Here is a 26,881-nt window from a genome sequence, read left to right as displayed (position 1 = left end):
GCGGGGTGGAGCAGCCCGGTAGCTCGTCAGGCTCATAACCTGAAGGCCGCAGGTTCAAATCCTGCCCCCGCAACCAATCCCGCCAATCCAAAAAAAAAAGCCCCGGTCGGGGCTTTTGCCGTTTCTCCGCTTCGGTTGCCGCGGATCCGTGATCCGTCAAAATTGGCCCATTTTTGAGGTGCCCCCGAAATTGGCCAGCGGCCAGCGGCAGGCGGTACTTCCTTGTGCAGGTTGCATCGTTGCCCTGTTGCCCTTGCCCTGTTGTACGGTAAGCGAATCGTTGCCGCAGCCGAACTGGGCTGTGCCGGATTCATTGTATTGCCGCTTTGGAGAGACCACCTCGGCGAACTCCTCGTGTTGCTGGCAGGCCTGAAGCCGATGTATCATTTGAAGGATGTGGTCCTTCGTCTTCTGGTCACGGCGCCGCTCGGCATCCAGGCGCTCTCGTTCGAGGCCATTGTCTCGGAAGATCTGGATCGCCTCGTTCATCTCCCCGATTTCGTCGCGACGACTATCGGGGAGCACCTCGACGTCGTAGTCCTGCTTCGCCAGTCGATTGACGATGCCGGTCATTCGGAGCAGCGGTGTTGCAACCCGACGCTTCAAGACAAAATACAGAACCCCGATGAAAACGGCGGCGGCTAGCCTGAGTGCGGATTCCGACGTGAAGCCGGCCGGCAATCCGATCAAAGACCGGCCACCATTCCGATTTGAAGCCGGCCACCGTTCCAATCAAAGACCGGCCAGTTTTCGGCACTGAAGATTACCTCCTGGGTCAGCAACTTTTGGCATCGATACCTCGTGATGAGCGAGGGGATTTTGATGCCGGCAAAGAGAAGGCTGACCATGAGACAGTTACGACAAATGCTGCGACTTGCCGGAAGCGGGACCAGCTCCCGCGAGATTGCCGTCGTATTGGGAATAGCGCGCAGTACGGTGCAGGATAATCTGCAGCGTGCAGCAGCAATTGGATTGAGCTGGCCCTTGCCGGGCGAACTCACTGACGATGCGCTCGAGAGCAAGCTCTTCGCTCGCAACGGCATCAAACAGGGCACGAGAAGGCGCGTCGAACCCAACTGGGCCGATCTTGCCGTCGAGCTCAAAAAGCCTGGCGTCACGCTGCTCATCCTGTGGGAGGAGTATCGTGGGTCACATCCCGAAGGTTACGGCTATTCCCGCTTTTGTGAGCTTTTTAGAGGCTTCGAGCAACGGCTTTCGCCGACGATGCGCCAGGAGCATGCGGCCGGCGACAAGGTCTTCGTGGACTATTCCGGCAAGAAGATCCCGATCGTTGATCGCAAGACGGGTGAGATCCGTGAAGCAGAGATCTTCGTGGCGGTGCTCGGTGCATCGAGCTTCACCTATGCCGAGGCGACCTGGACACAAACGCTGCCTGATTGGATCGGTTCGCATGTCCGGATGTTTCGTTTCTTCGAAGGCGTTCCCCGGCTGATCGTTCCCGACAATCTGAAGTCGGGCGTCAACCACGCCAGCTTCTACGATCCTGAGATCAACCGCAGTTACGGCATGATGGCATCCCATTATGGCGTCGGCGTTCTTCCGGCACGGCCAAAAAAACCGCGGGACAAATCGAAAGTTGAGAACGGAGTCCGTTTTGTTCAGTCCTGCATTTTGGGACGGTTGCGCAAGCAGACTTTCTTCTCACTGGCTGAGGCCAATGCCGCCATTCGCCAAGCACTTGATCGCATCAATGATCACGTCATGCGCCGGCTGGGCGTCACCCGGCGGCAAGTATTTGAGAGTGTCGAACGTGCCGCGCTCGCCAGCCTTCCGGGTGAAGACTACGAATTCGCCGAATGGCGTCTGGTCCGTGTGTCGACGGATTACCATGTCGAGTTCAAGACCTTCTTCTATTCCGTGCCGCACAATCTCATTCGCCAGCAGGTCGATCTGAGGGCGACGGCACGCACCATCGAGATCTTCCACCGCGGCAAGCGCGTCGCCGTGCATCAGCGTCGCTATGGTGGTCCTCGCCATGGAACCGACCCCGATCATATGCCCAGTTCCCATAGACGATATGCAGAGTGGACGCCGGATCGTTTCCGGCGCTGGGCCGCATCCATCGGGCCACAGACAGAGGGCCTGGTGATCGCAATCCTTGCCAGCCGTCCGCACCCCGAACAGGGCTTTCGAACATGCCTGGGTGTGCTGCGCCTGTTTCGCGACATCGAACGCAATCGGGCCGAAGCCGTTTCAGCACGCGCCGTCGAGATCGGTGGGCTGAACTGCAAGAGCATTGCTTCGCTTCTGGCCAATCACAAAGCCGCACGCCATTCCACCGAACCCACCGCCATTGTCGACCATGCCAATCTGCGTGGCCCTGACTACTTTCATTGAGGAGACCCACCAATGCTGATTAATCCCACCATAGATATGCTGCGCGAACTCGGCCTTCACGGCATGGCCATCGCCTTCCAGGAACTCGACGCACAATCAGAAGCGCGCGGCCTCGAGCATGGAGAATGGCTTGCCATTCTGCTCGAACGAGAGGCTACCATGCGCCGACAGAAGCGCTTCGAAGCCCGCGCCAGGGCCGCAAAACTTCGCCATGACGCGCAGATCGAGAATGCCGACTTTCGTGCCGCACGTGGTCTCGACCGCAACCTGTTCATGAACCTTGCCGGCTGCGACTGGATCCGCAAGCATCACAGCCTCCTCGTCACCGGGCCGGCCGGCGTCGGCAAGAGTTGGCTTGCCTGCGCCTTGGGCCATAAGGCATGCCGCGAGGATTTCTCCGTCGCCTATCATCGCGTTCCCAGGCTGTTTGCCACGCTCGCCCTTGCAAGGGGCGACGGGCGATACGGTCGGATCCTCAAATCTCTCGCCAAGACCGACCTGCTGATCCTCGATGATTGGGGACCGGAAAAACTCAACGATGATCAGCGGCGTGATCTTCTCGAGATCATCGAAGACCGCTACGAGCGTCGATCAACGATCGTCACCAGTCAGGTGCCTCTGGATCGCTGGTGGGAAATCATAGCAAATCCAACGCTCGCCGATGCCATATTGGACCGCCTCGTGCACAACGCCTATCGCATCGATCTCACTGGCGAAAGCATGCGAAAACAGCGCTCGCCCATAGTGCCTGAAACACCGCACGCTTGACCTGAAGCAAAACCCGATCCAAACATCCAACAGACCCAGGATCACTCCGAGAAATGGCCGCCTTCAAATCGGAACGCTGGCCGGAATGAAATCGGAATGACTGGCCGGCTTCAAATCGGAATCGGTGGCCGGCTTCATCGGAATACGCAGCCTGAGCATGGATTTGGCTATGTTGTCCCAGAGATCGGTGCGCGCCCCTTACGCCAGCGAACTCGTCGGCGGGGCGGGTTGCGACAAGATCGATGAAATGCTGAACGCTTGCGAGCAGGTCGGTCTGCAAGCGTTCGTGCTCCGGTCCGAAAAGGGTTTGCCGGACGCGATCGCGATCGCGGTCCCCGTAGTCAGCAACCGCTTTTCCTCGATCTGGTCCAATGCTTCCGCATCAGTTTCCAGGCGGCGCAGTGCAAAGAGCTCCGGTGGCGATAGGTCGGTCGACTTCAAGCCCTTGATTGCCTCTTCGCGAGCGCGTTCCTCTCCCTGGGCGCCGCGAAATGCCTGAAGATGGCGCTCTTCTCTGCGCATCGCGAACAGACGAGCATCCTCGGTGGTCTGTTCGGCTGCTAGGGCGAGCTGATCGACAAGTTCGTCGAGCCGCTGCCGCGTCTCCACTGCGGCTCGTTCACGCACGGCACTGTGGGCGGACAAAATGAAGGCTCCGCCCGAGAGAACAGTGAGCACAACCGTAACGGCATATACCCAGTTGGTGATCGTGCTGATCCGCATCTTGTCCAGTGCTCCGCGACACGTTGGTTCGCCTGCGTAGGCGTCCTGCAATGCTAAACTAGAGCGATAAATGAGCACGTAATTCAGACTAGCCAGTAGAAATGCATGGCTGGCGCTAGCGAAAGCGTCGCCGGCAGTCTAACACGTTGTCGATGGTTACCGCCGCCCTTTTGTCTATTTGACGCGACGCCCTGGCCTTCGCTCGCCGGGGTTGCCGACTATTGATCCGACGCGCAAGAAAAAGTATTCCTTTTGTCGACAAAAGGATTCCAGATGACTGACAGCGACACGAATTCCACTCCCGAACGCAAGCGCGGTTCTGGCGTCAAGATGGTCTATGACCTCCTGCGCGACGAGATCCTTGATCTGGTTCTACCGCCCGGCAGCCCGATCGATGAGGTACAGTTGGCCGAGCGGTTCAAGATGTCGCGCACACCGATCCGCGAGGCGCTGGTGCGGCTCGCGGGCGAAGGGCTGATAGATACGTTGCCCAATCGTTCGACCATGGTCTCGAACATCGATTTCCTTAACATGCATACCTTCTTCGATGCCTTGGTGCTGATGTATCGCGTGACCACGCGTCTAGCCGCCCAGTATCACCGCGCCGAGGATCTGCAGGTGATCCGCGCACATCAGGCTGATTTTGCTGCCGCCGTGGCAGCACAGGACGCCTTGGCAATGATTGCCACCAATGCCGCCTTCCATTCGGCCATCGCCGAGGCTGGACGCAACGCCTATTTCACGGGCCTCTTCAATCGCCTTCTCGATGAAGGACGGCGCATTCTGCGGCTCTATTACCAGTCTTATGAGGATCGCTTGCCGCAACGTTTCGTCGAAGAGCACGAGGACATTATCGCTGTTATCGCCGCGCGCGACAGTGAGGCCGCCGACCGCTTGGCGACAATCCATGCTGAGCAGATCGTACAGCAAATACAGAAGCTTTTTGCGCGCGGCGGAAAGTTGGATATCGCTCTTTGATCAGCTGCATAATTTTTGTCGACAAATAATATGCAAGTGGTATAACCGCCTTCGAAGACGCGGGGACGGCGCCATTGGACGCTCGACTGTCCCTGTCCGTCCCGCCAGGCAACAGGAGTTTCCCAATGAAGGCCAAGATTTTCTCCGGTGTAATTCCGGCTCTGATGACCCCCTGCAAGGAGGATCGTACCCCCGATTTCGACGCCCTCGTTCGCAAGGGACAGGAGTTGATTGCCCAGGGCATGTCGGCCGTCGTTTACTGCGGCTCCATGGGTGACTGGCCGCTGCTGACCGATGCGCAGCGCATGGAAGGTGTCGAGCGTCTAGTAAAGGCCGGTATCCCGGTCATCGTCGGCACCGGCGCTGTCAATAGCGCATCTGCCGTCGCGCATGCGGCTCATGCTCAGAAGGTCGGAGCAAAGGGCCTGATGGTCATCCCGCGCGTCCTGTCGCGTGGTTCGGCAATTGCCGCCCAGAAGGCGCACTTCAAGGCAATCCTCGCTGCCGCTCCCGATCTTCCGGCAGTCATTTACAACAGCCCCTACTATGGCTTCGCCACCCGCGCGGATCTGTTCTTCGCGCTGCGTGCCGAACATCCGAACCTCGTCGGCTTCAAGGAGTTCGGCGGCGCGGCTGATATGCGTTACGCAGCAGAGAACATCACCAGCCGCGATGATAGTGTTTCGCTGATGATCGGCGTCGACACGGCCGTCTTCCACGGCTTCGTGAACTGCGGTGCGACCGGCGCCATCACCGGCATCGGCAACGTGCTGCCGAAGGAAGTGCTGCATCTGTGCAAGCTTTCGCAGGCGGCAGCTTCCGGCGATGCGGATGCCCGCCAGCGGGCTCTCGAACTCGAGCAGGCCCTGGCCGTCCTCTCCTCCTTTGACGAGGGCCCGGACCTCGTGCTCTTCTTCAAGCACATGATGGTGTTGAAGGGAGACAAGGAATACACGCTCCACTTCAACGAAACGGATGTCTTGTCGGACAGCCAGCGCGGTTACGTCGAATCTCAGCTCAAGCTCTTCAACACCTGGTACGCCGAATGGAGCAGGCTCCCCGGTGCCGTTGAGAAGTACAAGGCCTGATTTCAAAAGCTTTCAAATCGAAAGGCCCTCCGTTTGGAGGGCCTTTTTGCATATCGGCAATCATCGGCGGTGGCTCAGGCCACTGCCTCCAAACCGAGCGCGAAAAGCCGTTCGAGCTGCTTGATTTCGGCGTCGGTCAGCGTGATGCCGTCGGCCTCCGATTTTGCGCGCGCCACATAGCGGCGCTGCGAGGGCAGGCGGGCGCCCTGACCAACGATCGCCTCGAACAATGTCTCTGCTCGCGCAAATGGATTGCCCGGCCGGCCGGCGGCGAAGGCTTCGGGGGAGAAGGCAATGATCAACTCACCGTGGAAGGGGGCAAGCGTCGTTGTGCCGAGGTAGTCCAGGACCTCAGGGCTTGTCAGGTCGCCGATCATGATGCCGGCCAGCAGCTCGATCATCGTGCCGATAGCCGACCCCTTATGTCCGCCGAACGGCAACATGGCGCCGGCAAGCGCAGCTTCCGGATCGGTCGTGGGATTACCGTCGGCATCGATCGCCCATCCCTCGGGCAACGACTTGCCGGCCCGCCGATGCAGTTCGATTTCCCCGCGCGCAGCGACAGACGTTGCAAAATCGAAGACATAGGGCGGCTGGCCGACGCGCGGCCAGGCAAAGGCGAAGGGATTGGTGCCGAGCAGCGGCTTGTTGCCGCCGGTCGGCGCAACGGTCGCATAGCTCGGGCACATGACCAGGCCGGCAAGCCCCTGTTCGGTCAGCGCTTCCGCTTCCGACCAGAGCGCGGAGAAATGCGTGCAATCGTTGATGACGAGTGCGGCAAGTCCGCAGGAGCGGGTACGCTCAACGAGGGCCGGTAGGCCGAGTTCGAAGGCCGGATTGGCAAAGCCGCCCTTGGCATTGACCTTAACAATGGCCGAGCCCTCCTGCAGCAGCAGCTCCGGCACCGCATCCGGCTTCACCTTGCCGGCCTTGACGGTACGCAGAGCCCCCTCGATCCGATAGATACCGTGCGATTTGCAGGCATCCCGCTCCCCGGCCACGATCACGCGAGCGAGTGCGCCGGCTTGGGTCTCGTTGAAGCCGGCGTTGCGGAAAATCGCATTGACCCTTTCCTGCAGGGCCGGGACGGTCAGGGTGGTGTTATCGCTCATCTTGTGTCTCTCATGGATGGCCCGGCCGCCGATGGCGATCGAGTGTTGATGTTATAAATACATAGAGTATACAAAGATCCGGAGTGCGCAATTCGCCTGCGGATGGATTTTCGCGTAAAGCACCCCGGGCTCTCAAGAAAGGAATCGCAGATGGTCTTCACTCCCAATAGAAAACACCTCGTCGCGGGCGAATGGCTCGACGGAGCGGGTACTTTTGCATCCGCGCCGGCGCATGGTCCAGTGCATCAGTTCGCCGTCGGTACGGTCGACTTGGTGAATCGCGCTTGCGAGGCAGCAGAAGATGCGTTCTGGAGTTACGGCTACTCCACGCGCGCAGAGCGGGCGGCGTTCCTTCGCGCCATCGCTGACGAGATCGAGGCTCGCGCCGAGGCAATCACAGAGATCGGTAGCCAGGAAACGGGGCTGCCTGAAGCCCGCTTGCAGGGCGAACGCGGTCGCACGACCGGCCAGCTACGGCTCTTCGCCGACCATATCGAAAAGGGTGAATATCTCGACCGCCGCCGCGACACAGCACTGCCCGACCGCCAGCCCGCACCGCGGCCGGAGATCCGGCTCATTCAGCGCCCTGTCGGCCCGATCGCCGTCTTCGGCGCTTCGAACTTCCCGCTGGCCTTCTCGACCGCCGGCGGTGATACTGCGGCAGCACTTGCCGCGGGTTGCCCTGTTGTGGTCAAGGGTCACTCGGCGCATCCGGGGACCGGCGAAATCGTCGCGCAGGCTATCGAGGCGGCCATCCGCAGGACAGGTGTCCACCCGGGCGTATTTTCGCTGATCCAGGGCGGCAGCCGCGACGTCGGCCATGCGTTGGTGCAGCACCCACGGATCAAGGCGGTCGGCTTCACCGGCTCGCTCGCCGGCGGGCGCGCACTCTTTAATCTCTGCGCCGCGCGGCCGGAACCTATTCCGTTCTTTGGCGAGCTCGGCTCGGTCAATCCGATGTTCCTGCTGCCCGAAGCGTTGAAGGCACGTGCCGAAACGCTCGGCCAGGGCTGGGCGGGGTCTCTGACCATGGGTGCGGGCCAATTCTGCACCAACCCCGGCATTGCCGTGGTGACAGAGAGCGCTGATGCCGATCGCTTTATCGCCGCGACAGTCGAAGCACTCGGCAAGGTGGCGCCGCAGACCATGCTGACGGATGGGATCGCGAAGGCCTATCAGGACGGGCAGGCGCGCTTTACAACTCGCAACACGGTCAAGTCCCTGTTCACCAGCGAATCCTCCGGCCGCTCGGCCGCTCCCAACCTGTTTGAGACGACTGGCGCACAGTTCCTCGCCGATCACGCTCTAGGCGAAGAGGTCTTCGGGCCGCTTGGCCTCGTGGTTCGTGTGCAGACGATCGATGAGATGGAGCAACTGGCTCGCGGTTTCGAAGGTCAGTTGACGGCGACGATTCATATGGATGCAGGCGACATTCCCGACGCACGCCGTCTGCGCCCCGTGCTGGAGCGCAAAGCAGGACGCGTACTGGTCAACGGATTCCCGACCGGGGTCGAGGTGGTCGATTCTATGGTTCACGGCGGACCCTATCCGGCTTCGACGAACTTCGGGGCCACCAGCGTCGGCACGATGTCGATCCGGCGTTTCCTGCGCCCGGTCTCGTACCAGAACATGCCCGAAGGACTTCTGCCGGAAGATTTCCTCGGCTGATTCCCATCAAGGGTAGAAAAGCAAGGGCGGCCACGACTTGGCCGCCCATTTTTGTCGACATGACCGCTATTTGACTTATACTTTTTGAATACTTTATGTATTTTAGCATTGATTTGCGCGCGCCGACGGGGAATAGTGCGCCTCGCTGTCAATGGACAATCCAACTCTGGGAGAGAGAAAAAATGAAATCCTCGGTCCTCGCCTTCGGTCTTCTGGCCGCCACCCTTCTGACCAGCCCGGCCAAGGCCGACAAGCTGGACGACATCATCGGCTCGGGCACGCTGCGCTGCGCCGTCGTGCTGGACTTCCCGCCGATGGGTTCGCGCGATGAGAACAACAATCCGATCGGCTTCGACGTGGACTATTGCAACGATCTGGCCAAGGCGCTCGGTGTAACAGCCGAAGTCGTTGAGACACCGTTCCCCGAGCGCATTCCGGCACTGATGTCCGGCCGCGTCGATATCGGCGTTGCCTCCACGTCCGACACGCTTGAGCGTGCCAAGACCGTCGGCATGACGGTTCCCTACTTTGCGTTCGAAATGGCAGTTACAGCCAACGAGAAATCGGGCGTTAAGTCCTTCGAAGACATGAAGGGCAAGGTCGTCGGCGCCACGGCGGGCACCTATGAAGCGATCGCGCTCGAGCAACAGGTCAAGGCCTGGGGCACCGGCGAGTTCCGTCCTTATCAGACGCAGGCAGACGTCTTCCTCGCGCTGAGTCAGGGCCAGATCGATGCCACCGTTTCCACCTCGACGGTTGCGCAGGCAAACGTCAAGACCGGCAAGTTCGCCGGCATCGCAGTGGTCGGCAAAGCCCCGTTCGACATCGACTACGTCTCGCTTTTCGCCAACCGCGAGGAATACGGCCTGATCAACTACCTGAATCTGTTCATCAACCAGCAGGTTCGTACTGGCCGCTACGCCGAACTTTACAAGAAGTGGGTCGGCGGCGACGTCCCGTCGCTCGCGGTCAACGGCGTCTACCGCTAATCCGGACCGTTTCTCCCACGGCGCGAGGTTATCCCTCGCGCCGTAGCTTTATGAAAAGGTGAGACGGGCATGTTCAACTACACCTTCCACTGGAACCAGGCGCTCAAGGCATTGCCGCAAATGCTCGACGGCGCGCTGGTCACGCTGCAGATTGCGCTCTTGTCCATGATCATCGGGCTTGTTTGTGCGATCGCGCTGACTTTGTTCCGGCTATCCGGCAACCGCATCCTTGGTGGCTTCGCCACCGCCTGGGTCGAGATCGCGCGCAACACGCCAGCGCTGTTCCAGATCTATATGACCCATTTTGGTCTCGGCAACTTCGGCATTCACCTCACCCCGTTCACCGCGCTCCTGGTTGGCATTGCTTTCAACAACGCCGGTTACCTGGCCGAGAATTTCCGCGGCGCCCTGAACGCGATCCCAGACACGCAGACACGCGCCGGACGTTCGCTTGGCATGACGTCCATGCAGGCTTTTCGCCTGATTGTCTTGCCACAGATGCTGCGGGTGGCCTTTCTGCCGGCGACCAACCAGATGGTCTGGGCCGTCCTGATGACATCGCTCGGCGTGACCGTCGGCATGAACACCGACCTTGCCGGCGTGACGCAGGAACTGAATGCGCGCTCCTTCCGCACCTTTGAATTCTTCGCCTTGGCCGCCGTGATCTACTACGTCATCGCCAAGCTTCTGACCCTTGCTGCCCGGGCGCTTGCCTGGCGTATGTTCCGCTACTGAGAGAGGTGAGAGATGTTTAACACTGCCCTCACCTGGGGTGACCTGGCCTTCCTGGCGCAGGGCGCGGGGATGACGCTTGCAGTCACCGCCGTTTCAGTCGCTGCGGGAACGGTCCTCGGAATCCTTTTCGGGACGATGCGTGTCGAACTCGGACCCTATTGGTCGGCACCGCTGACCTTCGCGCTCGACGTCTTCCGCTCGGTGCCTCTGTTGATCCAGCTTGTGCTCGGCAATGCTTTGCAGTCGATCATGCGGCTTGGCTGGCCTCCGTTCACCACTTCCTGCGTGGTGCTGTCGCTCTATACGGCCGCCTATTGCACGGAGATCGTGCGCGGCGGCATTTCCTCGGTGCCACCAACCACGCGTCGTGCGGCTCGCTCACTCGGCCTGACCTGGTGGCAGGATATGCGCTATATTGTTGCGCCGCTTGCTACCCGCGTTTCGCTGCCGTCCTGGATCGGCCTGACGCTCGGCGTCATGAAGGATTCCGCGCTGGTGCTCTGGCTCGGCCTGATCGAGTTGCTGCGCGCGTCGCAGATTCTCGTGACCCGGCTGCAGGAGCCGCTATTCATTCTGATGATCTGCGGCGCCGTCTACTTCATCATCAGCTTCCCTATCGCCCGGATTGGCGGGTATCTCGAAAAACGGTGGTCCCCCAATGATTGAGATTGAAAACGTCCGCAAATCCTTCGGCCCGTTGGAGGTGCTGAAGGGCATCAACCTCACTGTCCCGAAGGGCGAGGTGCTGACCATCATCGGCGGCTCCGGTTCGGGGAAGTCGACGCTGCTGACCTGCATCAACGGTCTTGAAGGCATCGACAGCGGCCGCATCGTTGTCGATGGGACCGACGTGCATGCCAAGTCCACCGACCTCAACAAGCTCCGTCGCAAGCTCGGCATCGTCTTCCAGCAGTGGAATGCGTTCCCGCATCTCACGGTGCTGGAAAACGTCATGCTCGCGCCACGCAAGGTACTCGGTCTTTCCAAGGCCGAAGCCGAAGCGATCGCCGTAAAGCAGCTCACCCACGTGGGCCTCGGGGAGAAGCTCAAGGTCTATCCGAACCGCATGTCCGGCGGCCAGCAGCAGCGCATGGCGATTGCCCGCGCGCTCGCCATGTCGCCGGAATACATGTTGTTCGACGAGGTCACCTCGGCGCTTGACCCGCAGCTGGTTGGCGAAGTGCTCGACACGTTGCGCATGCTCGCCTCCGAGGGGATGACCATGATATGCGTCACCCACGAAATGAAGTTCGCGCGTGAGGTTTCAGACCGGGTTGCCTTCTTCCACAAGGGCGTGATGGCCGAGATCGCTCCGCCGGAAGAGCTGTTCGGCGCGCCGAAGCATCCGGAGCTGCAAGCTTTCCTTGCTGCCACCCATTGAGGCTATGATGAACAATCAAACCCAACCTGATGTCATCGTGATCGGCGCGGGGGTCGTTGGGCTATCCGCGGCGATCGCAGCGCAGGCAAGAGGGCTTTCGGTGGTCGTACTCGACCGAGAGGGGCCCGCTGCCGGAGCATCGGCAGGCAACGCCGGCGCCTTTGCTTTCACCGACATCCTGCCGCTTGCCTCGCCCGGCATTCTGAAGAAGGCGCCGAAGTGGTTGCTCGATCCGCTCGGGCCGCTGTCGGTACCGCCCGCCTATGCCTTGCAGATCGCGCCCTGGATGTTCCGGTTCTGGCGCGCCTGTGCGCCGGGCCGCGTCGCCCATTCCACAGCGGCGCAGACAGCGCTGATGGATCTTTCGAAGGCGGAGCTTGAGCCGTTCCTGCAGCAGACCGGCACCGCTGCCATGCTGCGGAAGGATGGCAATCTGCAGGTCTACGAGGGCGAAGCTGAATTGAGGGCCTCGCTCGCCGGCTGGAAGGCGCGGGAAGCGCACGGCGTCGAGTTCCATCACCTGGATGCGGCCGGGATCGCGGAGATCCAACCCGGCCTCGCCCCGCGCTTTACGCATGGCACCTTCACGCCCGGGTGGTATTCCATCGCCGATCCCAAGCTCTATACACTTGCCCTGGCGGATCACTTCCGCGCCATGGGCGGCACGACTGAGCGCGCGGAGGTAACGGCATTGCGTCCCGTCGAGGGCGGCGTCGATGTTGTGAGCACCGGGGGCGGTTCGCGACGTGCCGCGCGGGTGGTCCTGTCGGCAGGCGCCTTTTCCCATCAAGTGACCCGCACGATCGGCGAAAACATTCCGCTCGAAACGGAGCGCGGCTACAACACCACGCTTCCTCTCGAGGCTTTCGATCTGCGAACGCAGATCACGTTCGGTGGCCACGGCTTCGTCGTTACCCGGCTATCGACGGGTATCCGCGTCGGTGGCGCCGTCGAGCTTGGAGGGCTCAAGCTTCCGCCGAACTTCCGTCGCCCAGAGGCGATGCTGGAGAAGGCGCGCAGTTTCCTGCCCGGGCTGGAGCCCCAGGGCGGCGTGCAGTGGATGGGGTTCCGCCCGTCCTTGCCCGACAGCTTGCCCGCCATCGGCCAAGCGCGCGACACGCAGCGGGTGATCTATGCTTTTGGTCATGGCCACCTCGGCCTGACGCAGTCGGCAGGCACCGCGCGGATCGTCGCGGATCTGCTGACAGGCAAGAAGCCCGCCATCGACATCGCGTCCTTCTCGCCGCAAAGATTCTGACGAAGGCCAAAAGCGCGCCAACCGCGATGTTGGTTCGCAACGCCCCCGTTGGTGACCAGTCCTCTCTCCGCTCAAGGCTTCGCGTGAAATGAACCAGTCCGCGCTCGATCGCAGCATTCTCGGCGGCTTCGCCAAAGGTCCAGTCATTGCCACCAAGGAGGCCTTGAGCTTCTGGGGTGGGGTCGACCCGGCGACCGGCAGCGTGATTGACGTGCACCACCCGCTTCACGGGACCTGCCTGACCGGTGGCATCGTGATGATGCCGTCGAGCCGCGGGTCCTGTACGGGTTCCGGTGTTCTCCTCGATCTTGTACTGACAGGGCGTGCACCGGCGGCTTTGGTTTTCTCCGAGGCCGAAGATGTGCTGACGCTCGGCGCGCTAATCGCGTCGGAAATGTTCGGCAAGCCGCTGCCCGTCCTGCGGCTTGGGCCGGAAGCCTTCGCCGCGCTCGCCCGCGCGAAGACCACTGTGCTCAGCGATACGGCCGTCGTCGCTGACGGGTTGGAGATTCCGATTGCTCCGCCGGCGACCGCTGCGCTCGACCTCACCGCTTCCGATCGCGCCATGCTTGAAGGACGGCAGGGAATCGCCGTGCAGCAGGCCATGCGCATCATCTGTGCGATGGCGGAGCAGCAAGGTGCGCACGGGCTCGTGGATGTTATGCAGGGCCACATCGACGGCTGCATCTACGCCAGCCCGGCAAATCTGACGTTTGCCGAGAAGATGGCCGATATGGGCGCGCGGGTTCGCATACCGACAACCATGAACGCCATCTCCGTGGATCGTGCCAATTGGCAGACGCAAGGCGTACCGTCGACCTTCGGCGCCCCGGCTGCGCGGCTCGCCGATGCCTATGTCCGGATGGGCTGTCGGCCGACTTTCACGTGCTCGCCCTACCTGCTCGACAGCGCGCCAAGGGCGGGCGAATCCATTGCATGGGCGGAATCCAACGCGGTGATCTTCGCCAACACGGTCCTCGGGGCGAGGACGGCAAAGCACCCCGACTTCCTCGATCTCTGCATCGCGCTGACGGCCCGCGCACCGCTCTCCGGCGTCTATCTTGACGAGCACCGGAAGGCTCGGCGGATCATCGATATCGAACTGCCTGAACAGGTCGATGACGCCTTCTGGCCGCTGATCGGCTATCTCGCGGGTCGCAGGGCGCCGGACCGCATTCCGCTTCTGCGCGGTCTTGGCCCCGCCCAGCCGACGCAGGACGATCTCAAGGCTCTGTGCGCCGCCTTCGGCACCACGTCTGCGGCGCCCATGCTGCATGTCGAAGGTGTTACGCCCGAAGCTGCTGGCGCTGCGCGGGACGATGCCGATCGTGCATCGATCTCCCGCACCGACATGGCTGCGGCCTGGACGGTTCTGAATGGCGGGCCTGAAGAGGTGGAACTCGTCGCTATCGGCAGCCCGCATGCCTCCTTGTCCGAGTGCCGCGCTTTGGCGGAGGTTCTGGCTGGCCGCCGCCGGCATGCCGACGTCGCGGTGATCGTCACAGCCGGTCGTCAGGTCATCAGTGATGCCCGCAACGAAGGCCTGCTCGGCAGGCTGGAGGAAGCGGGCGTGCAGGTTTTGCCTGATCTTTGCTGGTGCTCGATTTCCGAGCCGCTATTCCCGACGCACACGCGTGCCCTGATCACGAATTCGGGCAAATATGCTCATTACGGTCCCGGACTTTCGGGGCGGGCCGTTCGTTTTTCCAATCTTGCCGATTGCGTCACGGCGGCCCTGACGGGCCGCGTCGCCGCCCGGCTCCCCGAGTGGCTTTCCTGAGGAGGTATTATGCGCAGCACCAAGACCATCCATGTGATTTCCGCCCATGCGGAAGGCGAGGTGGGCGATGTCATCGTCGGCGGCGTCACGCCCCCTCCGGGGGAAACGATCTGGGAGCAGAGCCGCTGGATCGCCCGGGACGGGACGTTGCGCAATTTTGCGCTGAACGAACCGCGCGGCGGCGTCTTCCGTCACGTCAACCTGCTGGTGCCCCCAAAGCATCCCGATGCCGATGCCGCCTTCATCATCATGGAGCCGGAAGACACGCCGCCGATGTCCGGATCGAATTCGATCTGCGTGTCCACGGTGTTGCTGGACAGCGGCATCCTGCCAATGCAGGAGCCGGTCACTGAGATCACTCTGGAGGCCCCCGGTGGCCTTGTTCGCGTACGTGCCGAGTGCCACAACGGCAAGGCCGAGCGGATCTTCGTACAGAACCTACCGAGTTTCGCGGAGCGGCTGGATGCGAAGCTGGAGGTCGAGGGCCTGGGCACGTTGACCGTCGACACGGCCTATGGCGGCGATAGTTTCGTCATCGTTGATGCGGCCGCTATGGGCTTCAGCCTGTCGCCTGACGAGGCGCATGATATTGCCAAGCTCGGTGTGCGCATCACCAATGGCGCCAATGCCGCACTCGGATTTCATCACCCTGAGAATCCGGATTGGAAGCACTTTTCCTTCTGCCTTTTCGCCGGTCCCGTAGAGTGCACCGCCGAGGGCCTGCGTGCCGGCGCAGCGGTTGCGATCCAGCCCGGCAAGGTCGACCGCTCGCCGACCGGCACGGCGCTGTCGGCGCGCATGGCCGTGCTGCACGCGCGTGGTCAAATGAAGCTCGAAGATCGTCTGACGGCTGTCTCGTTGATCGGCTCCACCTTCTCCGGCCGCATTGTCGGCACCACGGAAGTGGGCGGCCGCCCGGCCATCCTGCCGGAAATTTCCGGCCGCGCCTGGATCACCGGCACGCATCAGCACATGCTCGACCCATCGGACCCCTGGCCGGAGGGCTACCGCCTCACCGACACCTGGGGCGCCCGCTGAACGTAAAGGAGGCCTGCCCGACGGCGGGCCTTCTTTCCAGAACTCGCTTGCTCAACGATCCATGTGATAGCAGGCAGCAGTCTGCCCTGGCCGAACCTGCTCCGTTGACGGCATTTCCTTGCGGCATATATCCGTCGCCTTCCAGCAGCGCGGAGAAAACACACAGCCCGGGGGCGGATTGAGCGGAGAGGGAGGATCGCCCTGAAGCCGGATGCGCTGACGGTTCCGCGCGAGCTTCGGGTCGGGCACCGGTGCGGCCGAGAAGAGGGCCTGTGTGTAGGGATGCGCTGGCCGGTCGAACACGGTGGCGCAATCACCGGCCTCGACCACCTTGCCGAGATAGAGCACCAGAACGTCGTCGGAGATCAGCCGGACAACCGAAAGATCGTGGCTGATGAAGATCAGCGTCAGCCCGAATTCCTTCCGGAGCTTGCGCAGGAGGGTGATCACCTGCCCCTGGATCGACACGTCGAGCGCCGAAACGGGCTCGTCGCAGATGATGAGCTTCGGTCGCGTCACGACAGCGCGGGCGATGCCAATACGCTGTGCCTGGCCACCCGAGAACTCGTGCGGATAGCGGTTGATCATCTCCGGCACTAGGCCGACGGCACTCATGATTTCCCGTACGCGTGCCAGCCGCTCCGCTTTCGTGAGCTTCGGTTCGAAGACGGTGAGCGGTTCGGCAATAATGTCGCCGACGGTCATACGCGGGTCGAGGGAGGCGATCGGATCCTGAAAGATGATCTGCATGTCGCGGCGAGCGGCACGCATTTCCTCGTTCGACAGGTCGAGTAGGTTGCGCCCCTGCCACAGGATGCGGCCCTTCTGCGACTTCAGGAGACGCAGGATCGAGCGGCCGAGCGTCGACTTGCCGCAACCGGACTCGCCGACGATGCCGAGCGTCCGGCCCTCTCTCAGGTCGAAGCTGACGTTGTTCACGGCGGTCAGCAGCGTCGGCGGTTTGAAAAAGCTCTTTGACGCAATCTCGAACTGGGTGGTGAGGTTCTCGACTCTCAAAAGCGATCGGTCAGCCATGGTTCAGAACCTCCTCACGGCGCGGGAAGGGATGAAAGCAGGCCGCGGAATGGCCTTGCGCCAGCATCTCGAGCTTCGGCGACGTGTCGATGCAATCGTTCTGCACCAGGGGACAGCGCGGCGAGAAGCTGCAACCCTTCGGCAGGTGTTGAAGATTGGGTGGGCGGCCGGGGATGACGGCGAGCTGATCGACGTCCTGGTCGGGCCGGGGGATCGAGGCGTGCAGCGCCGCTGTATACGGATGCGCTGGTACCTCGAAGAGCTCGTCGACCGGCGCTTCCTCGACGATCCGCCCGGCATACATGACGGCCACCCGGTCCGCGAGGCCCGCAACGACGCCCAGATCATGGGTAATCATGACAAGAGCCGTGTTCATTTCCGCCGTCAGATCGTTAAAGAGATCGAGGATCTGCGCCTGGATCGTTACATCAAGCGCCGTCGTCGGTTCGTCGGCGATGAGCAGCTTCGGTTTGGTCAGCAGCGCCATGGCAATTACGATGCGCTGGCGCATGCCACCTGACAGCTCATGTGGGTAGAGGTTGAAGCGCCGCGACGGGTCGGGAATGCCGACACGCTTGAGCATATCCAGCGCCTCGGCAGAGGCGGCCCGCGCCGTAAAGCCGCGGTGGACTTCCAGCTGTTCCGTCAATTGGCGGGAAATCCGCAGCGACGGATTGAGCGCCGTCATGGGGTCCTGGAACACCATGGCCATGTCTTTTCCGCGGAGATGGTCGAGCTCGCGCGGTTTCAGCGCCAACACGTCCTTTCCTTCGAGCAGCGCCTTGCCGCTGGTGCGGCCGTTCTTGGCGAGCAGCCCCATGACGCCGAGGAAGGTCTGGCTCTTGCCCGATCCGGATTCGCCCACGATCGCCACGCGCTCGCCGCGCCGGATCGAAAGGTTCATGTTCGACACGGCTTTCACCTCGCCATCCGGCGTCGCAAAGGTGATTGAATAGTCTCTCAGTTCGAGAAGCGTATCGTTTTTGGTTTCTTGTTGCATTCTATCGATCCTTCGGGTCGAACGCGTCGCGCAGGCCGTCGCCGATGAAAAGCAGGCTCATCAGCAGGGCGACGAGGAAACAGGCCGGGAAGATCAAGAGCCACGGCATGCTTTCCATGGCGTCGGTGCCCTCGGCGATCAGCGTGCCGAGCGAGGTCAGCGGTTCCTGAACGCCGAAGCCAAGATAGGACAGGAAGCTCTCTGTCGCGATGATTTCGGGGACAGTCAGCGCGGCAAAGATCACGACCGGCCCGACGAGGTTCGGAATGATGTGTTTGAGGATGATCTTGAACGGCTTCTGACCGGACGCGCGGGCGGCTTCGATGAACTCGCGCTGCTTGATCGAGAGTGTTTGTCCGCGCACGATTCGCGCCATGGTCAGCCATTCCAGCGCACCGATTGCTGCAAACAGCAGGTAGACGTTGCGGCCGAACACCACCATCAGCAGGATCACGAAGAGAATGTAGGGCAGCGCATACATGATATCGACGAAGCGCATCATGATCGCATCGAGCCTGCCGCCGATATAGCCGGAGACTGCTCCATACAGTACGCCGATCACCACCGAAACGATGGTGGCGGTCGCCGCAACCGCCAGCGAAACACGGGTGCCGTAAAGCACGCGCGCAAGTAGGTCTCGGCCATTCGGATCGGTTCCGAAATAGTGGCCACTCTCCATATCAGGCGGCATCCGGAAAGCCGCCCAATCCGGTTCCTCATAGTCGAACGGAATGAGGTACGGGCCCAGAAACGCGGCCAGGATCAGGAGGACGAGAACAATAATGGCAACGACGGCTGCCTTGTTGCGGGAAAGACGACGCAAGGCATCGCCGGTCAGCGAGCGGCTCTTGTGGGAGAGCCCTTCGGCCTCGAGAAGTTCGGCCGCGAGCAGCTCTCTCTTTGCGGGATTGAGGATCATCGATTTCTCACTTTCGGATCGAGCCACGCATAAGCGATGTCGACGAGAAGGTTCAGAAAGACGATCAGGACCATGTAGAAGATGACCGTGCCAAGAACCATGCCGTAGTCGCGGTTCAACGCTGCGTTGACAAAATAGCGGCCGATGCCGGGCAATCCGAAGATGCTCTCGACAACGAGTGAACCAGTGAGGAGGTAACTCGCGGCCGGACCGAGATAGGAAACAACCGGCATCATGGCAGGCTTCAGCGCGTGACGCATCACGGTCAACCGCGGACCGATGCCCTTGGCCTTGGCGGTGCGGATGTAGTTCTGGTTCATCACTTCGATCATCGAGCCGCGGGTCATGCGCGAGATGCGACCCGCATGCGGCAATGCCAGCACGACGATCGGGATGACGAGGTACTTGAACGAGCCGTCACCCCATCCGCCGACAGGCAGCCAGCCGAGACGGATGCCGAAAATCAGCTGCAGGATGGGCGCGATCAGAAAGTTCGGAAGAACCAGGCCGACGAGAATGACCAGGCCGAGGAGATAGTCAGGCGCCTTATTCTGATAAAGCGCCCCAAGACAGCCGACGGTCACGCCGATGAGGATGGCAAGGATGAAGGCGAGGCCACCAATCGTGAACGTGTAGGGCAGGCCGATCATGATCTGCTGGGCAACGGTAAAGTCTTCGTTGGCAAACGATGGCCCAAGGTCGCCCTTCAACACGTCGAATAGGTAGATCAGGTATTGGTCGATCAGCGGCTTGTCGAGATTGTAGTGAGCCGCGAGGTTCTTCAGGATCACCGGCGGCAATGGCCGTTCGCCATCGAATGGGCCGCCGGGAGCAAGGCGCAAGACAAAAAAGCTGAGTGTAACGGCGATCCACATGACGGGGATCGTCGACAGCAGACGACGGAGTGCGTATTTGATCATGGTTTTGGATCGGCCCTTCCCACAGCAGGCGGGAAGGGCCGGCGTTCCTTATTCTTTGATCGACAGCCAGCGCGTGCGATGGATGTCCTGAATATTGTCTTCGAAGCCCTGAACCTTCGGCGAGACGACATTCTTCGAGACGTAGTAGTACAGCGGAATGGCGGCGGTGTCGTCGAGCGCAAGCCGCTCAGCCTTCTTAAAGATCTCGGCGCGCGTTTTCAGGTCGGTCTGAGCGTTGGCCTCCTTGATCAGCTTGTCATATTCCGGATTGCTCCAGCGGCCGTAGTTCATCGAGACGCCGGAAACGAGCAGGCCGAGGAAGTTGTCCGGATCGTTATAGTCCGCGATCCAGCCGGCGCGGCCGATCTCCACCTGACCATGCTGCATTTCGTCGTAATGCACCTTGGTTTCGGTGTTGTAGAGCTCGATCTGAACGCCGAGCGGCTTCCACATCGAGGCGATGGCGACCGCCACGCGCTTGTGGTTGTCGTTGGTGTTGTAGCGAAGCTGTGCCTTCAGCGGGTGGTCAGGTCCGAAACCTGCTTCCTTAAGCAGCTTCTTCGCCTCTTCAACCTTCTCCTTGTATGGCATGTCCTTCCAGCTGATATAGGCTGGATCGCCGTAGTTGGCCGTTCCCGGCGGCACCCAGGAGTAAGCCGGCAGTTCGCCGGTGCCGAGAATCTTCGGGCCGATCACTTCGCGGTTGACGGCCATCGAGAGGGCCTGACGGACGCGCTTGTCGTCGAATGGCGGCTTCGTGGCATTGAGGACGTAGTAGTAGCTCGCGAGGAATGGCGTGACGTGCGCCTGACCCGGCAGGTTCTTCTTCATCCACTCGTATTGATCGGTCGGGAAGTCGGTCATGATGTCGAACTCGCCGGCGCGATAGCGCTTCAGAGCCGCTTCCTGGTCTTCCAGGGTGAAGAACTTGACGCCGTCGATCTTCAGGTCCTTCTCGCCGTAGTACTGGTCGTTCTTGACGGTCGTGACGGACGCGCCCGGGATCCATTCGGTCGGCTTATACGGACCGTTGGTGACGATGTTGCCGATCTTGACCCAGTCATTGCCCTTCGCCTCGACCACGTGCTTCGGCAACGGATAGGCGGTGTAGTGCATCAGCGAGTTGACGAAGTAGGGCGTCGGGTTCTCGAGCGTGATCTCGAGCGTCTTGTCGTCGATCGCCTTGACGCCGAGTTGGCTGAAATCGGTGATCTCGCCCTTGTTGATCTTCTCCGCGTTCTTGATCGTGAACTGCAGATAGGCGTATTCCGCGGCATTCTTCGGATCGAGAAGGCGCTGGAAGGCGAAAACGAAATCCCCAGCGGTCACCGGCTGGCCGTCCGACCACTTGATACCGTCGCGCAGCTTAAAGGTATAGACCTTGCCGTCCGGCGAGACAGTCCAGCTTTCGGCCTGGCCCGGGATTGGATCGTCCTTCGGGTCTTCCGTTACGAGGCCCTCGAAGATGTCGCCTGCAATGCGGTTCTCATAGTCGCTCGACAGCTTCTGGGGGTCGAGCGACTGCGGGTCGCCACCATTGTGGATATTGAGCGTCGCTGCATGCGCCGACACGGCCAGCAGTGAGCCAAACACTGCTGAAGCCAGGAATTTTTTCGTAAGGAAGTTCATTTGGGGGCCACCTTTCTAGGCTTTGCGCCTTTTATTAGTCGTTTGTTCCCGTGACCAGTTACGTTCAGGTCAATGCGCAACCTATCGTAAAGGTCTGGCGTTGCAAGCCCCCAAATGAATGAGCGAACGACGCTTCCTGAGGCTGTGATTTTTGGCCTCCATCCCATCACCAGGCCCCAGAATGGGCGATTTTTCGCAGCAGCGAGGCATTTCGATCGAATGGGCGTGTTGCGCGAGTAGCAATTGGTGGTTGAATAAACTGACTCTAGCCGGCTTAGCTTTTGACGCCTTTGCGGTGAATTGCATTGATAAATCAATGGCGAATGCGTCCATTTGGCGGCTGTTTGCGACATGTGGTCGCCATCGATTTTTGAAATGTTGCGTTGTCCCCGGAGGTCCCATGAGAGACCAGGCCAAAATCATCCAAAGGGACTCAGAGAATCATGATCCGAACAAGGCCCAGCCTGTCTATGAACCAGGCGCCGTCCGAACGATACCCGCACCTGAGCTCCACGTCGTTGACGGCAGGTTTAAAAAAGCCCTTCTGTAGGACAGGGCGTGTGAGCCTGGAAAAGTAGAGCGATGCTGGTCAGCATCGCTCTACGCCAATCTCAAAGAATCTGCAGCGTCGGGATCGCCACCACGAAACGTCCGTCCCATGCTCGGATGTAGTCGTTCGATCTGACGATCTCTTCTGTAAGATTCCAGGGCAGGATAACGAGATAGTCCGGCTTTGCGACTTCGATATGGCTCGGCGCATAGACAGGAATATGGCTTCCCGGCAACAACTTGCCCTGCTTGATGTCGCTGCGATCGACGACAAAGGCGATGTCGTCGGCGCTGACGCCGCAGACGTTCAGGAACGTGTTGCCCTTGGCTGCGGCGCCATAGGCGGCGACCGTTTTGCCTTCGGCCTTCGCACGACGAAGGAAGTCTTTGAACGCCTCGCACACACCCTCGATCCGGGTACCAAACCGTTCGTAGGTCGCCATCTCCTTGAGGCCGAAAGCCTCTTCCTTTGCACGGAGCGCAAGCAGCCTGTCCGTCACAGCGCGGGTGCCTTCCGCCTTTTGAGCGAAGATGCGCAGCGAACCGCCATGCGTCGGAATTTCCTCGACATCGAAGACCTTCAGCCCGCAGGCGCCGAAAATGCGCTCGACCGCGAGCAGCGACATGTATGAGTAATGTTCGTGATAGATCGTGTCGAATTGGATGCCATCGATCATCGTCAGAAGATGCGGGAATTCGAATGTCGAGACGCCGTCCGGCTTCAATAGGATCGCAAAACCACTGACGAAATCGGCGATATCAGGCACGTGCGCGAGGACATTATTGGCGGCCGTCGCGTCGGCGCGTACGCCGCCCTCGACCAGCGCCTTAGCGGTTTCCCTGCCGAAGAAGGCCACCTTGGTCGCCACGCCGCGGGCTTCCGCGATCTTCGCAGCGTTGGCGGCCGGCTCCACGCCGAGCACCGAGATGCCTTTGGCTGCGAAATATTGCAGGAGATAGCCGTCATTCGACGCGACTTCGACCACGGTCGAATCCGCCGAAAGTCCGAAGCGTTCCGTCATCATCTCGGCATAGCGCTTGGCATGCTCGAGCCAGCTGGTCGAGAACGAAGAGAGGTAAGCGTAGTCGGCGTTGAAGATTTCGTCCGCCGGCACGTTCTCGGTCGTCTGGACCAGAAAGCACTCCGAGCAGACCATGACCTTCAACGGGAACGCGCGCTCTTTGGCGATCGCTGCCGCGTCCGGCAGAAAGGAGTTGGACCACGGTGTCGATCCAAGATCCGCGACAACGGTCGTCAGCGGCGCTGAGCAGAAACGGCATTGGTGAGACATGTGGTTAGGAGCCTTTCGTGAAAGCATCAATCTGGCCCGCGACGAGCGAGAACACGTCTTCGCCCCGGCGCCATTGATCGTACCAGCGTGCAGCCCAGTCTATCGCCTCGGCTTGGCTCAGCCTTGCCCGCCACGCCAGGCAGCGATAGGCTTCGGCAGGATCGAGACCAAGCGCATGCATCTCTCGCGGCTTGTCTGACGCCGAGGTGTCCTGCCAGTTCTGTCCGAGCCCCATGGCTGCTTGGACCGATGAGGCGACAACGCCGACGGGGATTTGAGCTTCGCCGGGCGATGGGCCGAAATTAAGCGCGTCTGCCGATGCCGTGCCGGCATACAGGGCCTCGCAGAACAGGAAATAGCCGTTTAGGCAATCGAGCACATGCTGCCATGGGCGCGTTGCAAGTGGGCTGCGGATATCAAGAATCTGTCCGGCAATGGCGGCGCGGACGATGTCGGGAACCAGGCGGTTCTCCGAGAAGTCGCCGCCGCCGAGCACGTTTCCGCCGCGTGCCGTGCCGACATGCACTCCCTTCTGGTGGAAAAAGGAATCCCGATAGGTCGCGGTAGCGATCTCGGCTGCGGCCTTCGAGCCGGAGTAGGGGTCATGCCCGCCAAGTCGATCCGTTTCGACGAAATGCCGTCCGCTTTCGTCGTTGCTGTAGACCTTGTCGGTCGTCACGACGAGGATGGCCCTAAGCGCCTCTAGCGGACGCGCTGCCTCGAGCAGGCGTATCGTTCCCATGACGTTGACATCGAACGTATCAACCGGCTCGAGATAACTGCGTCGCACCAGCGGCTGCGCGGCCATATGCAGGATGATATCGGGATTGCACTCGCTGAGCGCCTCCGTGAGCCTCGTTCCGTTGCGAATATCGCCGATCGTTTCGGCAGCCAGTCCGGCGGGGCCTGCCAGTGCATGCAGCGATGGTGTCGCCGCCGGCGCGAGCGCATAGCCTGTTACCTCAGCGCCAAGCCGTGCAAGCCATATCCGCGCCCACGTCCCCTTGAAGCCGGTATGGCCTGTCAGGAAGACGCGCTTGCCTGACCAGAAACGCTGATCCGGCAGCCGGCTCATGACCAGACTTTCCACGGCGCATGGCCGCTCTGCCAGAGCTCCTCGAGCTGGTTCTTGTCCCGCAGCGTATCCATTGGGCGCCAGAAGCCGTCATGCGGGAAGGCCATCAACTGGCCGTCGCTGGCAAGTCCTTCAAGCGGCGCACCCTCAAACGGAATGAGATCTCCCTCGATGCGATCCAGCACCGTGCGGTTGAGCACGAAGAAACCGCCATTGATGCGTCCGTTGTCGCCTGCTGGCTTCTCGGTGAAGCTCTTGACCTGCCCGCCCTCGGTCAGCAGCGCGCCATAGCGTCCGGGGGGCACGACGCTGGTCACCGTTGCCTCGCGTCCGTGGCTTCGGTGGAATTCGGTCAACGCCTTGATGTCGACATCGGCAACGCCGTCGCCATAAGTCAGACAAAACGTATCATCGAGATAGTTGGCGACACGTTTCAGGCGTCCGCCGGTCATCGAACCCTCGCCTGTTTCCACAAGCGTCACGCGCCAAGGCTCGGCCTTGGTGGCGTGATAGGTGGTCTCGCCGCGCTCCATGTCGAAGGTCACGTCCGCCGAATGCAGGATGTAGTTGGCGAAGTATTCCTTGATCATGTAGCCGCGATAGCCAAGGCAGATCACGAAATCGTTGAAGCCGAAATGGCTGTAGATCTTCATGATGTGCCAAAGAATCGGTCGCCCCCCGATCTCGATCATCGGCTTCGGTCGCAGGTGGCTCTCTTCGGAAATGCGGGTACCGTATCCACCCGCGAGAATGACGATCTTCATAGCAGTGTTACCTAGGCTCGACGCCGAAGAAAACCATCCGGCGCGACAGTTACCATCAGTTTGCTTTCAAAGTCGCGATCGATCTCGAATTCCGAATGCGACTTGAGATAGGTGTGTACAGCCGTTTTCGGATTATCGCCGACATTCCAAGGACGATCGGCAAAAAAGCCTGGCGGCAGATCTTCGACGAAGGTATCGAAAACGACACAGTAGCAGTCGGGGGTAACGAGCGGCGCGTAGGCTTCGAGTTCCGCCAGAACATGCTCATGAGTGTGCATCGAATCGAGGCAGACCATTACGCGTTCGTAGCCGCGTGCCATCGCCTTGACCTGATCGACGACGTCACGGGCAATCGACGAGCCCTGCAGCATCGAAATTCTGCTGGACATCGGATGAGCTTCGATCGCCGCCCTGTTATGGGCACGGATGTCGATATCGATGCCGATGACCTTCCGCTTTGATACCTTCGGGTCGATCGTAGCTCCCGTGGCGATCGCGTCACACATGTCAAGCATTGCGAGGAGCGAAGCACTCAGAACCAGCGAGCCGCCATGCGCAATGCCGGTTTCGATGATGAGGTCTGGCCGCGTGCGCCAGACCAACTCCTGCACTGCCTGGATATCCTGCGGGTACTGGATGATCGGGCGGCCCAACCAATCGAAGTTATAGACATAACGCTTATCCATAGACAGTTCGCGCCAATGGCGGGATGCCTTCTGGAAGTCGACGTCTGCGTTGTAGGTGGCAGCTGTTGCTGCTCGCTCGTCCATGAATTGCTTGATGGGATCCATATGAAATCCTCTGTTGCCGCCGTGTTCGTGCGCGGATCCTAAAATGTTGCGGACGAATGTTCCAGAATCGTCGAAATCCGCTGCAACACGGGTTGTGGGTGAAAGTCAAACTCCTCGCGTATGCGACTCGTAGCAATTGGCGGGAAGCTGCTCATGGGAGCGTTGTCGTCTACCGAAAAAGAGCAACCGGTCTGTGTCGAGATTGCTGAGATCCATTGGGCGTGACTGATCTGCATGCCACTTGCGACATTGTAGATCTTGTGCCGCCCTGCCAGGCTGATGCGGAGCAATAGAGCCGCAACATCGTCTATCCAGATGTAGTCTTTGGAGGAGTTGAGGTCGGTCTTGAGCTGGATATGGCCACTTGCTCCTTCGCGGCACAGAGCGCCTGCGAAGCTCTCTGTCGCTGCAGTTTGCGGCCCCACCACATTGGATAGCCGTGCGATCCGAACGTTGGTTCGTCCGCTGGCCAAGCATACCGCCTCACCGGCCAGCTTCGAAATGTTGTAAAGGTCGGATGGATCCTCGGGCAAAACTGAAAGCGACCTATCCTCCGATGTATCCGAACTGCGGACGTAAACGCGCGTGGAGGAAAGATAAAGGAATGACTTGAAGTCCGCCTGCCTGAGGAGGTCCGCTGCGACGCTGACATGCGCTTCAATTGTGTCAAACGGCCGCTCTCGAAAATCCGCCGTTAGGCCGATGGCGTAGATAACGTGCGCCCCATTGCAGGCATCCACCAGGGACTGGGAGCGATCGGGCACGAGAGCAGTATGCCCCAATCCTGTGAGGTAGCGCGCCACGTGGCTGCCGACAAAGCCAGTTCCTCCCAGAATGGTAAAGTTCAATTTCGCTGCCCCACGACCTTCAGCGGATTGCCCGCGCAAACGGTAAACGGCGCCACTTCGCCGCGAACCAATGATCCGGCTGCGATCACACATGGGGTAATCGCGGGAGCGAGTCGCCCCTGATGGCCAGAAGTGGTCACGCTCTTGAAGAGCAGGTGGTTGTTCCCCGATAGGATGGAAGTA

At 60.7% G+C, this 26,881-nt stretch carries 24 protein-coding genes and 1 pseudogene; 12 read left to right on the top strand and 13 right to left on the bottom strand.

What is annotated here, in order from left to right; all coding sequences use genetic code 11:
• Positions 1-330: 330 nt before the first annotated feature.
• Positions 331-663 (bottom strand): annotated as a pseudogene (locus tag FHX09_RS28210) (HAMP domain-containing protein); the annotation flags it as partial.
• Between the two features lie 159 nt (positions 664-822).
• On the opposite strand from FHX09_RS28210, the gene istA reads away from it, so the two are divergent.
• Together istA and istB are read left to right on the top strand one after the other, a co-directional pair.
• Entirely contained in the window at positions 823-2,358 is a 1,536-nt protein-coding gene (gene istA, locus FHX09_RS28205) for an IS21 family transposase (RefSeq protein WP_132595325.1), read from the top strand.
• A 12-nt stretch (positions 2,359-2,370) separates the two neighbouring features.
• Positions 2,371-3,126, top strand: coding sequence for an IS21-like element helper ATPase IstB (gene istB / locus FHX09_RS28200; RefSeq protein WP_132595323.1), 756 nt, complete (start codon positions 2,371-2,373; stop codon positions 3,124-3,126).
• A gap of 198 nt (positions 3,127-3,324) precedes the next feature.
• Here the strand turns inward: istB and FHX09_RS28195 are convergent, their stop codons facing one another.
• On the bottom strand, positions 3,325-3,849 hold the full coding sequence (locus FHX09_RS28195) for a hypothetical protein (protein ID WP_245505608.1): 525 nt from the start codon (positions 3,847-3,849) through the stop codon (positions 3,325-3,327).
• A gap of 273 nt (positions 3,850-4,122) precedes the next feature.
• Between FHX09_RS28195 and FHX09_RS28190 the strand changes: the two genes are divergently transcribed.
• Complete coding sequence (locus FHX09_RS28190; protein ID WP_007799107.1) at positions 4,123-4,827, top strand: GntR family transcriptional regulator; 705 nt, start codon at positions 4,123-4,125, stop codon at positions 4,825-4,827.
• A 125-nt stretch (positions 4,828-4,952) separates the two neighbouring features.
• On the top strand, positions 4,953-5,915 hold the full coding sequence (locus FHX09_RS28185) for a dihydrodipicolinate synthase family protein (RefSeq protein ID WP_132595309.1): 963 nt from the start codon (positions 4,953-4,955) through the stop codon (positions 5,913-5,915).
• A gap of 74 nt (positions 5,916-5,989) precedes the next feature.
• On the opposite strand, the gene FHX09_RS28180 is transcribed toward FHX09_RS28185, so the two are convergent.
• A complete protein-coding gene (locus tag FHX09_RS28180; protein ID WP_132589233.1) occupies positions 5,990-7,027 on the bottom strand; it encodes an Ldh family oxidoreductase in 1,038 nt (345 codons plus the stop codon).
• Between the two features lie 150 nt (positions 7,028-7,177).
• Here FHX09_RS28180 and FHX09_RS28175 point away from each other — a divergent pair, with 150 nt between their 5' ends.
• The 8 genes from FHX09_RS28175 (at position 7,178) to FHX09_RS28140 (ending at position 15,876) form a co-directional block, all read left to right on the top strand.
• Complete coding sequence (locus FHX09_RS28175; RefSeq protein WP_184450986.1) at positions 7,178-8,695, top strand: aldehyde dehydrogenase (NADP(+)); 1,518 nt, start codon at positions 7,178-7,180, stop codon at positions 8,693-8,695.
• 182 nt (positions 8,696-8,877) lie between these two features.
• On the top strand, positions 8,878-9,684 hold the full coding sequence (locus FHX09_RS28170) for a transporter substrate-binding domain-containing protein (protein WP_132589235.1): 807 nt from the start codon (positions 8,878-8,880) through the stop codon (positions 9,682-9,684).
• A gap of 69 nt (positions 9,685-9,753) precedes the next feature.
• Positions 9,754-10,419 carry an amino acid ABC transporter permease gene (locus FHX09_RS28165; RefSeq protein ID WP_132589236.1) on the top strand — a complete coding sequence of 222 codons (666 nt, stop codon included), beginning with the start codon at positions 9,754-9,756 and terminating at the stop codon, positions 10,417-10,419.
• Between the two features lie 12 nt (positions 10,420-10,431).
• Positions 10,432-11,085, top strand: coding sequence for an amino acid ABC transporter permease (locus FHX09_RS28160; protein ID WP_132589237.1), 654 nt, complete (start codon positions 10,432-10,434; stop codon positions 11,083-11,085).
• The gene (locus FHX09_RS28155) at positions 11,078-11,800 is read left to right on the top strand and encodes an amino acid ABC transporter ATP-binding protein (protein ID WP_007799092.1); all 723 of its coding nucleotides are present in this window, start codon (positions 11,078-11,080) and stop codon (positions 11,798-11,800) included. The genes FHX09_RS28160 and FHX09_RS28155 overlap by 8 nt, the downstream gene beginning before the upstream one ends.
• A gap of 7 nt (positions 11,801-11,807) precedes the next feature.
• Complete coding sequence (locus FHX09_RS28150; protein ID WP_132589238.1) at positions 11,808-13,058, top strand: FAD-dependent oxidoreductase; 1,251 nt, start codon at positions 11,808-11,810, stop codon at positions 13,056-13,058.
• 88 nt (positions 13,059-13,146) lie between these two features.
• Positions 13,147-14,838 carry an aconitase X gene (locus FHX09_RS28145; protein ID WP_184450984.1) on the top strand — a complete coding sequence of 564 codons (1,692 nt, stop codon included), beginning with the start codon at positions 13,147-13,149 and terminating at the stop codon, positions 14,836-14,838.
• A gap of 9 nt (positions 14,839-14,847) precedes the next feature.
• Positions 14,848-15,876 carry a trans-3-hydroxy-L-proline dehydratase gene (locus FHX09_RS28140; RefSeq protein ID WP_132589240.1) on the top strand — a complete coding sequence of 343 codons (1,029 nt, stop codon included), beginning with the start codon at positions 14,848-14,850 and terminating at the stop codon, positions 15,874-15,876.
• Positions 15,877-15,927: 51 nt separating this feature from the next.
• Here the strand turns inward: FHX09_RS28140 and FHX09_RS28135 are convergent, their stop codons facing one another.
• The 10 genes from FHX09_RS28135 to FHX09_RS28090 all read right to left on the bottom strand — a co-directional run.
• Complete coding sequence (locus tag FHX09_RS28135) at positions 15,928-16,911, bottom strand: oligopeptide/dipeptide ABC transporter ATP-binding protein (RefSeq protein WP_132589241.1); 984 nt, start codon at positions 16,909-16,911, stop codon at positions 15,928-15,930.
• Complete coding sequence (locus FHX09_RS28130; RefSeq protein WP_007799081.1) at positions 16,904-17,911, bottom strand: ABC transporter ATP-binding protein; 1,008 nt, start codon at positions 17,909-17,911, stop codon at positions 16,904-16,906. Before FHX09_RS28130 ends, FHX09_RS28135 begins: the two co-directional genes overlap by 8 nt.
• 1 nt (position 17,912) lies before the next feature.
• Complete coding sequence (locus FHX09_RS28125; RefSeq protein ID WP_007799080.1) at positions 17,913-18,830, bottom strand: ABC transporter permease subunit; 918 nt, start codon at positions 18,828-18,830, stop codon at positions 17,913-17,915.
• Complete coding sequence (locus FHX09_RS28120; RefSeq protein ID WP_007799079.1) at positions 18,827-19,750, bottom strand: ABC transporter permease subunit; 924 nt, start codon at positions 19,748-19,750, stop codon at positions 18,827-18,829. Before FHX09_RS28120 ends, FHX09_RS28125 begins: the two co-directional genes overlap by 4 nt.
• 48 nt (positions 19,751-19,798) lie before the next feature.
• Positions 19,799-21,379: a peptide ABC transporter substrate-binding protein gene (locus FHX09_RS28115; RefSeq protein WP_132589242.1), complete on the bottom strand. Its 1,581-nt coding sequence runs from the start codon at positions 21,377-21,379 to the stop codon at positions 19,799-19,801.
• Between the two features lie 611 nt (positions 21,380-21,990).
• Entirely contained in the window at positions 21,991-23,220 is a 1,230-nt protein-coding gene (locus FHX09_RS28110; protein ID WP_132589243.1) for a class I SAM-dependent methyltransferase, read from the bottom strand.
• A 4-nt stretch (positions 23,221-23,224) separates the two neighbouring features.
• Positions 23,225-24,295, bottom strand: a complete 1,071-nt coding sequence (gene rfbG, locus FHX09_RS28105) for a CDP-glucose 4,6-dehydratase (protein WP_132589244.1) — start codon at positions 24,293-24,295, stop codon at positions 23,225-23,227.
• Positions 24,292-25,059, bottom strand: a complete 768-nt coding sequence (gene rfbF / locus FHX09_RS28100; protein WP_007799070.1) for a glucose-1-phosphate cytidylyltransferase — start codon at positions 25,057-25,059, stop codon at positions 24,292-24,294. The genes rfbG and rfbF overlap by 4 nt, the downstream gene beginning before the upstream one ends.
• Positions 25,060-25,070: 11 nt before the next feature.
• Positions 25,071-25,850 carry a cephalosporin hydroxylase family protein gene (locus tag FHX09_RS28095; protein ID WP_132589245.1) on the bottom strand — a complete coding sequence of 260 codons (780 nt, stop codon included), beginning with the start codon at positions 25,848-25,850 and terminating at the stop codon, positions 25,071-25,073.
• Positions 25,851-25,888: 38 nt separating this feature from the next.
• Positions 25,889-26,881, bottom strand: a 993-nt coding sequence (locus FHX09_RS28090) for an SDR family oxidoreductase (protein ID WP_246699528.1), incomplete at its 5' end; no start/stop codon positions are given.

It is taken from the genome of Rhizobium sp. BK538, assembly GCF_014197575.1.
Lineage (GTDB): Bacteria > Pseudomonadota > Alphaproteobacteria > Rhizobiales > Rhizobiaceae > Rhizobium.
The sequence above is the reverse complement of the archived record's forward strand: the minus strand, read 5'-3'. Positions and strand labels throughout refer to the sequence as shown.

Excerpts from the sequence above, each read along its gene's own strand:
- FHX09_RS28165 (WP_132589236.1), top strand. The coding sequence starts at position 9,754 with ATGTTCAACTACACCTTCCACTGGAACCAGGCGCTCAAGGCATTGCCG.
- FHX09_RS28175 (WP_184450986.1), top strand. The coding sequence starts at position 7,178 with ATGGTCTTCACTCCCAATAGAAAACACCTCGTCGCGGGCGAATGGCTC.
- istB (WP_132595323.1), top strand. The coding sequence starts at position 2,371 with ATGCTGATTAATCCCACCATAGATATGCTGCGCGAACTCGGCCTTCAC.
- FHX09_RS28155 (WP_007799092.1), top strand. The coding sequence starts at position 11,078 with ATGATTGAGATTGAAAACGTCCGCAAATCCTTCGGCCCGTTGGAGGTG.
- FHX09_RS28095 (WP_132589245.1), bottom strand. The coding sequence starts at position 25,850 with ATGGATCCCATCAAGCAATTCATGGACGAGCGAGCAGCAACAGCTGCC.
- rfbF (WP_007799070.1), bottom strand. The coding sequence starts at position 25,059 with ATGAAGATCGTCATTCTCGCGGGTGGATACGGTACCCGCATTTCCGAA.
- FHX09_RS28170 (WP_132589235.1), top strand. The coding sequence starts at position 8,878 with ATGAAATCCTCGGTCCTCGCCTTCGGTCTTCTGGCCGCCACCCTTCTG.
- rfbG (WP_132589244.1), bottom strand. The coding sequence starts at position 24,295 with ATGAGCCGGCTGCCGGATCAGCGTTTCTGGTCAGGCAAGCGCGTCTTC.
- istA (WP_132595325.1), top strand. The coding sequence starts at position 823 with ATGCCGGCAAAGAGAAGGCTGACCATGAGACAGTTACGACAAATGCTG.
- FHX09_RS28190 (WP_007799107.1), top strand. The coding sequence starts at position 4,123 with ATGACTGACAGCGACACGAATTCCACTCCCGAACGCAAGCGCGGTTCT.
- FHX09_RS28120 (WP_007799079.1), bottom strand. The coding sequence starts at position 19,750 with ATGATCAAATACGCACTCCGTCGTCTGCTGTCGACGATCCCCGTCATG.
- FHX09_RS28110 (WP_132589243.1), bottom strand. The coding sequence starts at position 23,220 with ATGTCTCACCAATGCCGTTTCTGCTCAGCGCCGCTGACGACCGTTGTC.
- FHX09_RS28140 (WP_132589240.1), top strand. The coding sequence starts at position 14,848 with ATGCGCAGCACCAAGACCATCCATGTGATTTCCGCCCATGCGGAAGGC.
- FHX09_RS28150 (WP_132589238.1), top strand. The coding sequence starts at position 11,808 with ATGAACAATCAAACCCAACCTGATGTCATCGTGATCGGCGCGGGGGTC.
- FHX09_RS28130 (WP_007799081.1), bottom strand. The coding sequence starts at position 17,911 with ATGCAACAAGAAACCAAAAACGATACGCTTCTCGAACTGAGAGACTAT.
- FHX09_RS28135 (WP_132589241.1), bottom strand. The coding sequence starts at position 16,911 with ATGGCTGACCGATCGCTTTTGAGAGTCGAGAACCTCACCACCCAGTTC.
- FHX09_RS28160 (WP_132589237.1), top strand. The coding sequence starts at position 10,432 with ATGTTTAACACTGCCCTCACCTGGGGTGACCTGGCCTTCCTGGCGCAG.
- FHX09_RS28125 (WP_007799080.1), bottom strand. The coding sequence starts at position 18,830 with ATGATCCTCAATCCCGCAAAGAGAGAGCTGCTCGCGGCCGAACTTCTC.
- FHX09_RS28195 (WP_245505608.1), bottom strand. The coding sequence starts at position 3,849 with ATGCGGATCAGCACGATCACCAACTGGGTATATGCCGTTACGGTTGTG.
- FHX09_RS28180 (WP_132589233.1), bottom strand. The coding sequence starts at position 7,027 with ATGAGCGATAACACCACCCTGACCGTCCCGGCCCTGCAGGAAAGGGTC.
- FHX09_RS28115 (WP_132589242.1), bottom strand. The coding sequence starts at position 21,379 with ATGAACTTCCTTACGAAAAAATTCCTGGCTTCAGCAGTGTTTGGCTCA.
- FHX09_RS28145 (WP_184450984.1), top strand. The coding sequence starts at position 13,147 with ATGAACCAGTCCGCGCTCGATCGCAGCATTCTCGGCGGCTTCGCCAAA.
- FHX09_RS28185 (WP_132595309.1), top strand. The coding sequence starts at position 4,953 with ATGAAGGCCAAGATTTTCTCCGGTGTAATTCCGGCTCTGATGACCCCC.